The 12,727-nt window shown below is 69.7% G+C and carries 9 protein-coding genes; 8 read left to right on the top strand and 1 reads right to left on the bottom strand.

Annotation, left to right across the window (positions count from 1 at the left end; genetic code table 11):
• The first annotated feature begins 3 nt into the window (after positions 1-3).
• The 7 genes from ACQEVY_RS10645 to ACQEVY_RS10675 all read left to right on the top strand — a co-directional run bounded on the left by ACQEVY_RS10645 (position 4) and on the right by ACQEVY_RS10675 (position 8,443).
• Positions 4-912, top strand: coding sequence for a sugar phosphate isomerase/epimerase family protein (locus tag ACQEVY_RS10645; RefSeq protein WP_432947179.1), 909 nt, complete (start codon positions 4-6; stop codon positions 910-912).
• Complete coding sequence (locus ACQEVY_RS10650) at positions 909-1,565, top strand: EboA domain-containing protein (RefSeq protein ID WP_432947181.1); 657 nt, start codon at positions 909-911, stop codon at positions 1,563-1,565. The genes ACQEVY_RS10645 and ACQEVY_RS10650 overlap by 4 nt, the downstream gene beginning before the upstream one ends.
• 2 nt (positions 1,566-1,567) lie before the next feature.
• On the top strand, positions 1,568-2,434 hold the full coding sequence (locus ACQEVY_RS10655; protein WP_328767978.1) for a TatD family hydrolase: 867 nt from the start codon (positions 1,568-1,570) through the stop codon (positions 2,432-2,434).
• A 7-nt stretch (positions 2,435-2,441) separates the two neighbouring features.
• Positions 2,442-3,851, top strand: coding sequence for a metabolite traffic protein EboE (gene eboE, locus ACQEVY_RS10660; protein ID WP_432947184.1), 1,410 nt, complete (start codon positions 2,442-2,444; stop codon positions 3,849-3,851).
• Positions 3,848-5,257, top strand: coding sequence for an alkaline phosphatase family protein (locus tag ACQEVY_RS10665; RefSeq protein WP_432947186.1), 1,410 nt, complete (start codon positions 3,848-3,850; stop codon positions 5,255-5,257). The genes eboE and ACQEVY_RS10665 overlap by 4 nt, the downstream gene beginning before the upstream one ends.
• 288 nt (positions 5,258-5,545) lie before the next feature.
• Complete coding sequence (locus tag ACQEVY_RS10670; RefSeq protein ID WP_432947188.1) at positions 5,546-6,151, top strand: cinnamyl alcohol dehydrogenase; 606 nt, start codon at positions 5,546-5,548, stop codon at positions 6,149-6,151.
• A gap of 3 nt (positions 6,152-6,154) precedes the next feature.
• On the top strand, positions 6,155-8,443 hold the full coding sequence (locus ACQEVY_RS10675; RefSeq protein ID WP_432947190.1) for a glycosyl hydrolase family 95 catalytic domain-containing protein: 2,289 nt from the start codon (positions 6,155-6,157) through the stop codon (positions 8,441-8,443).
• Positions 8,444-8,589: 146 nt separating this feature from the next.
• Here ACQEVY_RS10675 and ACQEVY_RS10680 read toward each other — a convergent pair whose 3' ends face one another.
• Entirely contained in the window at positions 8,590-9,468 is an 879-nt protein-coding gene (locus tag ACQEVY_RS10680; protein WP_432947192.1) for a PhzF family phenazine biosynthesis isomerase, read from the bottom strand.
• A 317-nt stretch (positions 9,469-9,785) separates the two neighbouring features.
• On the opposite strand from ACQEVY_RS10680, the gene ACQEVY_RS10685 reads away from it, so the two are divergent.
• Positions 9,786-12,725, top strand: coding sequence for a nitrate- and nitrite sensing domain-containing protein (locus tag ACQEVY_RS10685; RefSeq protein ID WP_432947194.1), 2,940 nt, complete (start codon positions 9,786-9,788; stop codon positions 12,723-12,725).
• Positions 12,726-12,727 lie beyond the last annotated feature (2 nt).

The following is a 12,727-nucleotide window of genomic DNA, read 5'->3' on the forward strand; positions in this document are numbered from 1 at the left end:
CTCATGGATCTGCGATTCGGCTACGGCACCAACGGCTTCACCAACCACCGCCTGAGCGATGCGATCGCCGTACTCTCCGACCTCGGCTACGACGGGGTGGCGCTGACGCTCGATCACGGCCACCTCGATCCGTACGCCGAAGACCTGCCGCGCCAAGTCAACGCGCTCGCCGGGGAGTTGGCATGGTACGGGCTCAGCGTCACGGTCGAGACGGGGGCGCCCTATTTACTCGACCCGTGGGGCATGCACGAGCCGACGCTGATGTCGGAGGGGGTGCAGCGGCGCGTCGATCTGCTGCGGCGGGCGATCTGGATCGCGGCCGACCTGGGTTCGCCCACCGTCCATCTGTGCAGCGGTGCCGCGCCGAAGGGGCTGCCGGAGGAGGACGCGTGGAAGCGGCTCACGGCGGGCATGGAGACGGTGTTGCGGACGGCGGAGGCCAATGGCGTGGCCCTCGCCTTCGAACCGGAGCCGTTCATGTTCATCGACACCGTGGAGCGGTGCCTGGAACTCGGGCAACGGCTCGGCGGACATGAGCTGTTCGGGATCACGCTGGACATCGGACACGCCCACTGCGTCGAGGAGATTCCCCTGCTGGAGTGCGTACGGCTGGCCGCGCCCCAGCTGCTGAACGTGCAGATCGAGGACATGCGGCGCGGCGTCCACGAGCATCTCGAATTCGGCGACGGTGAGATCGAGTTCGGGCCGGTGCTGGGCGCGCTCGGCGAACTCGGGCATCAGGGGCTGGTCTCCGTGGAGATCCAGGGCGGTTCGCTCGACGCACCCGAAGTCGCCCGGCGCTCCATCGAGTTCCTCCGACGGGCGGCACCGAAGACACCGAAGACACCGAAGGTTCAGACGGAGCAGAGCGAGCAGAAAGCACAAGAGGCAGTTCAAGAAGCAGCACAGTGAGCACAGAGAGCGCGCCCATGATCTCCGGCATACCTGAACTCCGTACGGTCCTCGAGCCCGAGGCCCGCGCCTGGCTCGACGCGGCCGTCGACCGCGTCCTCGCCGATCCCACCGCCATCGGCGCCCTCTTCCCCGCCGTCCGCCGCCGCTGCGGCAGGGCCAGGCTCGACGACCACTGGACCATCGACGAGGCCGCCCGTGCCGTACTGCTCACCGCCCTGCCGCTGCACGACCCCGCGCTGGTCGAGACCGTGGGAGCGCTCCATCGGCACGGCGATCCGGCCGAACAGCGGGCCGTACTGCGGGCGCTGCCGCTGATCGACGACGAGGGCCGCTTCCTCTTCCTGGTGCGGGAGACGTTGCGCGGCAACGACACGACGCTGATCGAGGCCGCGCTCGGGCCGTACGCGGCGCGGCATCTGCCGGACGACGAGTACCGGCAGGCCGTCCTGAAGTGCGTCTTCTACGAGATACCGCTCGAGCGTGTCGCCGGGCTCGACGAGCGGGCCGACGCCGAACTCGGCCGGATGCTGGCCGACTTCGCGCGCGAACGGATCGCGGCCGGACGTGCCGTGCCCGAGGACATCACGCCCGTCATCAGAGCCTTCGCGCCCGCCGATGACCGCCCCGCCGCCCTCGATGGAGTCTCCTGAATATGCGCATCTTCGACCCCCACATCCACATGACGTCGCGTACGACGGACGACTACGAGGCGATGCACGCCGCCGGGGTACGCGCCCTCGTCGAACCGGCCTTCTGGCTGGGCCAGCCCCGTACTTCACCCGAGAGCTTCTACGACTACTTCGACTCGCTGCTGGGCTGGGAGCCGTACCGCGCCGCGCAGTTCGGGATCCAGCACTTCTGCACGATCGCCCTCAACCCGAAGGAAGCCAACGATCCGCGCTGCATACCGGTGCTGGACGAGCTGCCGCGCTATCTCGCCAAGGACCGGGTCGTCGCGGTCGGTGAGATCGGCTACGACTCGATGACCAAGGAGGAGGACGAGGCCCTGGCCCGGCAGCTCCAGCTCGCCATCGAGCACGAGCTCCCGGCCCTCGTCCACACCCCGCACCGCGACAAGGAGGCGGGCACGCGGCGGACGCTGGATGTCGTACGGGAGTCGGGGATCGCGCCCGAGCTGGTCGTGCTCGACCATCTCAATGAACTCACGGTGGGCATGGTGCGCGACAGCGGCTGCTGGGCCGGGTTCTCGGTCTACCCGAAGACGAAGATGAGCGAGGACCGGATGGTGGCGATCCTCAAGGAGCACGGGACCGAGCGGATGCTGGTCAACTCGGCGGCGGACTGGGGGCGCAGCGATCCGCTGAAGACCCGTAAGACCGGTCTGGCGATGCTGGCGGCCGGGTTCGCGGTGGACCAGGTCGACCGGGTGCTGTGGGGCAACCCGGTCGCCTTCTACGGGCAGAGCGGCCGACTGGACCTCGACCCGGTGCTGGACGAGCCGAAGCCCGACGAGTCGGCGACCTACGAGGGCAACTCCATCAAGCGCGGCGGAGAGTGAGCGGGGCATGCGCCTGCGCCACCCCGACGGGACGCCCGTTCATCTCGCGTACTGCAGCAACGTCCACCAGGCGGAGGACCTGGACGGGGTGCTCACGCAGCTCGCCGCCTACGCCGAACCCGTACGGGAACGGCTCGGCGTCGACCGGCTCGGGATCGGCCTGTGGCTGGCCCGCGACATCGTCACCGAACTCGTCGGTGACGAGCGGGCGTTGGGGCGGCTGAAAAGTGAGCTGGGCGCGCGGGGTCTGGAGACGGTCACGCTGAACGCGTTCCCGTACTCCGGTTTTCACCGCGAGGTCGTCAAGAAGGACGTCTACCTGCCTGATTGGACGCACCAGGCCCGCCTCGACTACACCCTCGACTGCGCCCGCGTCCTCACCGCGCTCCTCCCGGACGACGCCCGCCGCGGCAGCGTCTCCACGCTTCCGCTCGCCTGGCGCACGCCCTGGCCGGCCGAGCGTGCCAACACCGCCCGCCGCGCCCTGGACCGGCTGGCCGCTGGCCTCGCCGCGCTCGAGCGCGAGACCGGCCGTCCGGTCCGCGTCGGCTTCGAGCCGGAGCCGGGGTGCGTGGTCGAGACGACCGCGCAGGCGGTACGGGAACTGGGCGGCCTTGACCCGGAACGGCTCGGCATCTGCCTGGACGCCTGCCATCTCGCGGTCCAGTTCGAGGACCCGGGTGCCGCTCTGGCGCGCCTTGCCGCCGCCGGGTTGCCGGTGGTCAAGGTGCAGGCGTCGTGCGCGGTGGAGGCGGTCGATCCGGCGGATCCGGCTGCGCGGGCCGCGCTGGGGCGGCTTGCGGAGCCGCGGTTTCTGCATCAGACGCGTACGAGGCTTGCTGCGCAGGGTAGTTGGGACGCGTCAGGCGTACGGGGCGAGGGGGCGGCACGCGGCGTGGGGCCGCGGATCCCGCGCCAGCGGGGGGTGGCGGCGGGCGAGGAGGCGGACGGGACCGGGTTCGCGTACGGGACCTGGCACCCGAACGGTCCCGGCGGCTCCGGGGGCGCCCGTCAGTCGGACAGGCAGCCCGGCGGATCTCCCGATGGGCCGAGGTCCGTCAAGACGCCCATCGGATACGGCGCCCTACCCGACGGCACGATCCTCGGCGTCGACGACCTCCCCGACGCCCTGGCCGGTGGCCTCCCCGCCGACCGAGGCCCCTGGCGGGTCCACTTCCACGCCCCGCTGCATGCCGAACCCGAACCCCCGCTCCGCACCACCGCATCCCAACTCACCGCGGTACTCGCCGAGTTGCTCGGCGGGCCGGTCGCCGGATGTGACCACATCGAGGTGGAGACCTACACCTGGTCCGTACTGCCCCGGCCGCCCGCCGACCTGGCCGGGGGTATCGCCGCCGAACTCGCCTGGGCCCGGGACCGGTTGACCGGGCTCGGCCTGAAGGAGGAAACGTCATGACCGACCGGCTCGTCGTGCTCGACATCGTTGGGCTCACCCCGACGTTACTGCGCCACATGCCCGCCGTCGCCGCCCTCGGTGAACGCGGGTTCCAGGCCCGGCTCGGGACGACCCTGCCCGCGGTGACCTGCACGGCCCAGTCGACCTTCCTCACCGGGGAGCCGCCGAGCACGCACGGCGCGGTGGCCAACGGCTGGTACTTCCGCGACCTCGGCGAAGTGCTGCTGTGGCGGCAGCACAACGCGCTCGTCGGCGGCGAGAAGATCTGGGAGACGGCCAGGAAGAGCGACCCCAACTACAAGGTGGCCAACGTCTGTTGGTGGTACGCGATGGGGGCGGACGTCGACTTCACCGTCACCCCGCGGCCCGTCTACTACTCGGACGGCCGCAAGGAACCCGACTGCTACACCTGGCCGCCCTCCCTGCACGACGAACTCACCGACCGGCTCGGCCCGTTCCCCCTCTTCACCTACTGGGGGCCGAACGCGGGCATGCCCTCCACCCAGTGGATCCTCGGCGCCGCCCGCCAGATCTTCGACGAGCATCGCCCGGACCTGACCCTCGTCTACATCCCGCAGATGGACTACGAGCCCCAGCGCTCCGGCCCGGACTCTCCCGCCACCGCCCGCGCCGCCCGCCAACTCGACGACGCACTGCGCCCGTTGATCGACCACTTCCTCGCCGAAGGCGCCACCGTCGTGGCGCTCAGCGAGTACGGCATCACTCCGGTCTCCCGCCCCGTCGACATCAACCGCGCCCTGCGCCGCGCCGGACTGCTGGACGTGTACACGCAGGACGGTATGGAGTACCTGGACCCGTGGACCTCCCGCGCGTTCGCCGTCGCCGATCACCAGGTGGCGCATGTGTACCTACGGGACCCGGCCGACACCGCGGCCGTCGCGAAGATCGTCGCCGAACTCGACGGTGTGGAGCGGGTGTTGGACGCCGATGGCAAGGCGGCGTACGGCCTCGATCACGAGCGGTCCGGCGAGCTGGTCGCCGTCGCCGACTCCGATTCCTGGTTCACGTACTACTACTGGCTGGACGACGAGCGCGCCCCGGACTTCGCCCGCCAGGTGGAGATCCACCGCAAGCCCGGCTACGACCCCGCCGAGCTGCTGTACGACGAGACGGTCCCGGCGGTGAAGCTGAAGGCCGTGGGCCAGATCGCCCGCAAGAAGCTCGGGTTCCGCTACCGGATCCAGACCGTCCCGCTGGACCCGTCCGGGGTTCGTGGCAGCCACGGCCGGCTGCCGGAGGATCCAGACCACGGGCCCGTACTGCTGTGTTCGGAGCCCGGGGCGGCGCGTCCGGAGTTCGCGGCCACGGACGTCAAGCCGCTGCTGCTGCGGCTCGCGGGACTTGAAGACGATGCAGGCACCAAGGAAGAAGAGCCCGGGGAATGACCTCCCCACGCACCCGGCCCGGCAAGCTCGGTGCACGGCGTTCGTGCCCTCCCGGTCACGTGGTGAAAGGTCTCCCTTCAGGTACCACGCCTGGTGAGTAAGGTCCAGACTTAATGGCCAGCACATCGGATCTATCCTCGACGCGTTCGACATATTGACGGGCTTCTCTCGCTCCTTCTACGTTGCGTCGAGGATAGATCCGATGAATCACTAGGGAGTGGCATGCACCCAACAAGACGTACGGTTCTTGCCGCCGGAGGCTTAGTCGCGGGAGGTGCCGCCTGGGCGATGACCCCGTCGGTGTCCTCCGCAGTGGCCGCGTCTCCCACGGACGGCTGGGAGAAGACCTCGTTCACGTACGGCATGCAGAAGCCGTGGAATCTCAGTCTGAGCGAGCGTTACAGCAACAGCGGTGGTGTGCACCGGATGTGGGTGTACGACACCGACGAGCCCATGTCGCAGGGCAGTTCCACGGACCCGCGCACCGAGATGCGCTGGCGGCAGGAGTACAAAACCGGGCAGCACATGTGGGACGCCGACGTGTACATCCCGTCGGGCACGAACGGCGCGACCTTTGTGCAGATCCTCCGGGTGATCCATCCCGAGGGCACTCCTGCCACGGACTTCATGCTCAACGCGTACAGCGCGAGCGGCGGCTCGGTGCGGGCGTACGACCGTACGGTCCTGAAGACCAACGCGTACAACAAGTGGTTCAACGTCAAGCTCGAGCACAACGCCTCCAGCCGGGACATCAAGGTCTACTTCGACGACGAGCTGGTGCTGACGGCCGAGGACCGCGGCCCGGCCACACGCCACTTCAAGAACGGCGTCTACCACCACGGCAGTGGTCGCGCCGAGGCACGCTTCCGCAACATCACGTACTGGACGCGGTGAGCCATGACTTCACGTAGAGCAGTACTCGGTTCGGCGATCGTCGGCACAACTGCCGCCGCTCTGCCGGGAGTTGCCCACGCCGCTCCGGCCGACCCCTCCTCCCCCGTGCAGGGCAGCGGTCGTCGCTGGAAGCTGCGGAACCGTATGAAGTCGGACGGCGCGTGGGCCGACTTCCTGCGGAAGCAGGATCTGGTGTGGCGCAGGATGCCCACGCTGTGGCACGAAGGTCCGTTCCTGGGGGACGGGCGGCTGGGCAGCATGGTGTACCGGGAGCCGGAGGCGAACAGCATCCGCTTCACGGTGCAGCACGGTGAAGTGCAGGACCACCGGCCGCAGTTCGGCAGCGGCTGGGGGACGTGCCGGCTGCCCGTGGGGCATCTGACGCTCGACCCGGTCGGCACCATCAGTGCGGTCGACTGGCGGCTGAGCCTGTGGAACGCCGAGCTCACCGGCACGATCTCCACCGACAAGGGCACCCTGACGCTCTCCACGCTCATCCATGACGGGATCTTCGCGGCGCGTGTGACGGCCGACGGGGACGAGGAGGTGCGCTGGACCTTCCATCCCGAGGAGGCCATCAGCCCACGGAAGATCAGCGAGGCGCCGCCGGCCGGGTATGTCGCCAACCCGCCCTGGACCACCCGGACTTCGGGCGATATCGAGCAGGTCCTCCAGCCGCTCCTCGGCGGCGGCCAGACCGCGACGGCCTACCGCCGCTCGGGCGACACCCTCGTGCTCAGCGTCGCCCACAGCCACCCGTCCGACACCCGCGCCGGGGAGGTCTCGCTGCGGAAGATCCAGCGCGCCCCTTCGTACGGTGTGCTGCGCAGGCTGCACACCCGCTGGTGGCACGCCTTCTACCGCAAGAGTTTCGTCTCGTTCCCCGACGAGCGGCTGCAGAGCTTCCACTGGATCCAGCTCTACAAGGTCGCGTCCGCCAGCCGCGCCGACGGCCCGGTGATGGCCACCTGCGGTCCCTGGCTGGAGCCCACGCCCTGGCCCGCCGTGTGGTGGAACCTCAACGTCCAGCTGGAGTACTGGCTCATCCACGGCTCCAACCATCTGGAACTCGACTCGCTCGCCACCACCCTGAGGCAGAACCAGGAACAGCTGATCGCGAACGTGCCCGCCGCATACCGCTCGGACAGCGCCGGAGTCGGCCGCAGCTCCGACATGTTCATGAACCGCAGCGCCCCCACCCCGGGCAGCGGCGGCGAGTCGGGCAATCTGACCTGGGCGCTGCACAACGTATGGCTGAGCTACCGCCACACCATGGACGAGGCCTTGCTGCGCGACACGGTGTACCCGCTGCTGCGCCGCACGATCAACTACTACCTGCACTTCCTCCAGCCCGACAGCGACGGCAAGCTGCACCTGCCGTCAACGCTGTCCCCGGAGTATCCGGTGGTCCCCCCGAAGGACACCAACTACGACCTGGCGCTGATCCGTTGGGGCTGCACCACGCTCCTGGAAGCGGCCGAGCGGCTGGGCGTCGACGACCCGCTGAAGCCACGCTGGCAGGAGGTGCTGGCGAAGCTGACGCCGTATCCGGTGGACGGGAACGGCTTCATGATCGGCGCGGACACCCCGTACGCGCAGTCCCACCGCCACTACTCACACCTGCTGATGGTGTACCCGCTGTATCTCGTGAACTGGGAGCAGCCGGAGCAGCGCGAACTGATCGAGAAGTCCATCGTCCACTGGCACGCGGTGACCGGCTCCCACCGCGGCTACAGCTATACGGGCGCCGCGTCCATGTACGCGATGATGGGCCGCGGCTCCAAGGCACTGGAATACCTGAAGAAGTTCTTCGACCCCAGCACCCGGTACCCCTGCCGGGCCAACACCCACTACACGGAGGCCGGCCCGGTCATCGAGACTCCGCTGTCGGCATCACAGTCACTGCACGACATGCTCTGCCAGAGCTGGGGCGGTGTCATACGGATCTTCCCCGCCGTTCCCGACTCCTGGGCCGATGTCACGCTGCACGACTTCCGCACGCAGGGGGCCTTCCTGGTCAGCGCGGTCCGCAAGGGCGGGGTCACCCGTTTCGTCCGCGTACGGAGCCTGGCGGGCGAACGACTCGAGATCCGACACGATCTGACGGGCGGGCCGGTGACGGCGCTGCTCGACGACGGCAGCAAGGCGCGTACGCACGCGACGGACGACGGCACGCTGGTGATCGAGCTGGCCAAGGGCAGGGAGGTGCTGTTGTACGCGGGTAAACGCCCCGAACTCGACATCACTCCGGTGGAGTTGAGCGAGCCGGGCGAACCGTGGGGGCTGCCGTAGTAGGTCTGGATTGCGCGGGGTCACCGGCCGGACGCGCTCGGCTGGTGACTCGCGCCCCGTAAGGGGCGCGGGGAACTGCGCGACCAGCCACGACGGCGCCGCGGCTTTTAATACTGCCCCTCGCGCGGAGCGCCTGGCGCGGAGCGCTACCGCGGGTCACCGATCGGACGCGCCCGCCCGGTGACCCGCACCCGCGGATCCGTCGGGTCGACGTCCACGAGCAGTTCGCTGGGGCGCCCCATGTCCTCGCCCTGGCGGACCGTGAGCGTCATCGGCTCCCGGACCAGGCCAAGGGTGCGCAAGTAACCGCCGAAGGCGGCGGCCGCCGCTCCCGTCGCGGGGTCCTCCACCACGCCCCCGACCGGGAACGGGTCGCGGGCGTGGAAGAGGTCGGGCGCCTCGCGCCAGACCAGTTGGAGCGTGGTCCAGCCATGCTGCCGCATCACGTCGGCGAGGCCGTCGAAGTCGTACGCGAGATCCGCCAGCCGGGCGCGGGAGGCGACGGCGAGGACGAGGTGCTCGGCTCCGCCGAAGGCGACGTGTGGCGGCAGTTCGGGGTCCAGGTCGGCCTCGGCCCAGCGCAGTGCGGCGAGCGCCGGGGCCGTCTCGTCCGGGGTGGCCGGGCGGGAGCGGGTGGGGACGCTGGTGAGGGTGGCGCGCACCGTCCCGTCGGGGTCGGCGGTCGTGGACACCGGGATCTCTCCGGCCGGGGTGTCGAAGACGAACTCCCCGGGCCCCTCCCGCTCGGCGAGCGCCACGGCCGTCGCCACGGTGGCGTGCCCGCAGAACGGAACCTCGACGAGAGGGCTGAAGTACCGCACCCGGAAGCGGCGACCGGCCTCGTCCCGCGCCGTGACGAACGCCGTCTCCGAGTAACCGACCTCAGCGGCAAGGGCCAGCATCCGGTCGGGGTCAAGCCCGGCGGCGTCCAGAACGATCCCGGCGGGATTGCCACCGTCAGCGCCGGACCCCTCCGGGGTGAAAGCGGCGTAGCGCAGGACATCGGTACTGGTATCAGGTCTCATGACGGCACATTCCCACGAGGCGACGCGGTGGAGGAACAAGATTTCCGGAGATCGCGGTGGTCCTCAACGAGCGGCTGCGGACGGGGAGTTAGCGTACGGTCACAGATCGCTCTCTTACCGGTCCATCACCAAGGTTTTAGGTCTCTCACGGTGCGTACGGACGCTGGTACGGATAGCATCCTGCGCACCCCTTGTGTGATGTCGGACACGCGGCCACCCACCGCCTTCGCATCGCCGCCCGTCTCCCCTTTGCCCCATACCGCCCGCTCACCGCTCATAGCTCACAGTTCATCGCTCCTCGCACTACTAGGACGACGATGTCTCCACGGACAGGTCCCCGCCGTCTCGGTTCCATACGTCTCTCCCTGATCCTTCTGGCCTTGGTCCCCAGCGTCACCCTCGCCGCGATGTGGGGGGTGACGACCACGCAGATGTTCTCCGAGGGGCTACGGCTGCGGGCCCAGACGGAGCTGAGCAGGTCGACCGGCGCCATGGGCACCGACGCGACGCTCGCGTTGCAACGGGAACGGAGCCTGTCGGCCGCCTGGCTGGCCGATCCCGGCGGCTCCAGGGCCGCCCTCGACAAGCAGCGGGAACGTACGGACGCGCAGGTCGCCAAACTGATCGGCCGGTCGGAAGCGATCGACAGGGCTCCCGAACGTATAGGAGACCGGCTGTATTCGGTCATCGCCGCCGCGGGAAGCCTGGAGTTCTACCGGAACCAGATCGACCAGGGTCACGTCGGCGACAGCAAAGGCATCAGCGGTGCGCAGGCACTGGACCAGTACACCGCGATCATCGACGACCAGATCCACGCCTTCCAGGAGCTCTCCAAGGTCGACGACGGCGACCTCACCTCACAGGCCGAACCGCTCGTCGCGCTGGAACACGCCGCGGAACTGGTCTCCCAGGAGAACACCCTGCTCACCCTGGCCTGGCCGTCCGACGAGCTGGACGAGGAGTCGCACGCCGCCTTCGTCCAGTTGGTGAACGCCCGGCGCTGGCTGGTGGAGGACCAGATCATCCACTCTCTGACCGGCTCGGTGAAGTCGCAGACCGAGCGCATCCTCCAGGGGTCGGCTTGGAAGAACCTGGAGGCCATCGAGGCCCAGGTGCTCGAGGCACCGGTCACCGGCAGAGGCGACGCCCGGAAGGTCAACCTGCCGGACGCACGGCAGCAGTGGAACGACGCGATGGGGCAACTGACCGTCCAGTACCCGGAGTTGATCCAACGGCAGACCACGGAGCTGCTCGACCGCAGTAGTGATGAGGCCCATGACCTGCTGGTCAAGGCCGCCCTCCTGAGCGTCGGCGGATTCGTAGCGCTGCTGCTGAGCGTCGTACTGTCCTGGCGCATCACCCGCTCGCTGTTCCGGCGGATGCGCGGGCTGCGGATGGCCACGCTGAGCCTGGCGCAGGAGCGGTTGCCCGATGTGGTCGCACGGCTCGACCGGGGCGAGAAGGTCGACGTGGACTCCGCCGCGCCCCCGCTGGACTACGGCCGGGACGAACTCGGCCAGGTGGCGCAGGCGTTCAACACCGCCCAGCGCACGGCGGTCCATACGGCGGTGGAACTCGCCGACACCCGGCGCGGCTTCCAAAAGGTGATCCTGGGGATCGCCCGGCAGAGCCAGAACCTGGTCAACCTCCAGCTCAGCAAGCTCGATTCGCTGGAACGCGAACACCAGGACCCGCAGATCCTCAAGGGCCTGTACGAACTCGACTCCAACGCCAGCCAGTTGCGCCGTTACGAGGAGAACCTCGTCATCATCAGCGGCGAGCGGCCGGGACGCAGCTGGACCGAACCGGTCGCGCTGATCGACATCCTGCGCAGTGCCGTCGGCGAGGTCGCCGAGTACCAGCGGGTGGAGGTGCACACCGACGAGGAGGTATATCTCGCCCCGCCCGCGGTGGCGGACGTCATCCATCTGCTGGCCGAACTCATCGACAACGCGACCGCCTACTCGCCCGCTCCCAGCCCGGTCGGGGTACGGGCCGCGATGGTGGCCAAGGGCCTGGCCATCGAGATCGAGGACCGCGGTCTGGGGATGTCCGAGGACGACTACGAGGCGTTCAACGCCCAGTTGGCGGTGGAGCCGCAGTTCGACGTGGTGGCGCTGGCCGACGATCTCCGGCTCGGCATGTTCGTGATCGCCCGCCTCGCGACCCGGCACGGTATCGCCGTAACGCTGCGATCGTCTCCGTACGGCGGCACGACGGCGATCGTGCTGGTGCCGCACGACATCGTGGTGCGAGAGGGGCCGACGGCGGATACGGACGCCTCCGGCCCGGTCGCGGCGGACGCTTCGGCGGGCGAAGCGGCTGTCCCTGCCCTGACGGGCACGGAAACCCGGTCGGCTAGGGAGCCCGAGGAAGACGCCGAGCCAGCCGCGGCACTCGCGGAGAGCTCGACGGGTACGCCCGGCCCGGGCTCGGCAGGCCCGGGCGAGCCCGGATCGGGCTCGGCAGGACCGGGCGAGCCCGGATCGGGCTCGGCAGGCCCGGGCGAGCCCGGATCGGGCTCGGCAGGACCGGGCTCGGCAGGTCCGGGCTCGACCGGTACACCCGGACTGGGCTCGGCCGAACCTGGCTCGACCGGACCCGGCTCGGCCGACAGGCAGGGCCCCGATCGGCACAGCCACGCGCGCAGCCGCGCGGCCCGGCCCGAAACCCGGCCGCGGACGGCCGATACCGCCGAGCCCGGCGCGGGCTCCGTGGCCGGGCCCGGGTCCAGCCAGGGTTCCGGAGCCGGGTCCGGGTCCGCCGCGGGCCCCGTGGCCGGGTCCGGGTCCGGGTCCGGGTCCGGCCGAGGTTCCGTGGCCGGGTCCAGCGCGGGCTCCGTGGACGGGTCCGGCCGGGGCTCCGTGGCCGGGTCCGGGTCCAGCCCGGGTTCCGGAACCACGCCAAGCTCCGGCTCAGACCCCGGCTCAAGCCAGCGCAGCGACCCCCCTCCCCTACCCCGCCGCGTACCGCAAACCAGCCTCGCCGACGAGCTGCGCGAAGACTCCGCGCCCGCCCGCACCGACGACCCGCTCGACGACTTCGACGCGGAGCGCGCGGCCTCCTCGTTGTCCGGATTCCAGCGCGGGACGCTTCGGGCCCGTGACGACGGTGAGGAGTGGACGTACAACGAAGGAAGAAACGAACCGGAAGAACCAGGAAACGCAGGAGAGGAAGCCCCACCAGCGAGCCCAGGTACGCAGGTCCCCGTCCCCGGAAGAACCGTCACCTCGACTCCGCCGGCAGACCGCTCATGAAG

It is taken from the genome of Streptomyces sp. CA-288835 (genome assembly GCF_050936385.1).
Taxonomy (GTDB): domain Bacteria; phylum Actinomycetota; class Actinomycetes; order Streptomycetales; family Streptomycetaceae; genus Streptomyces.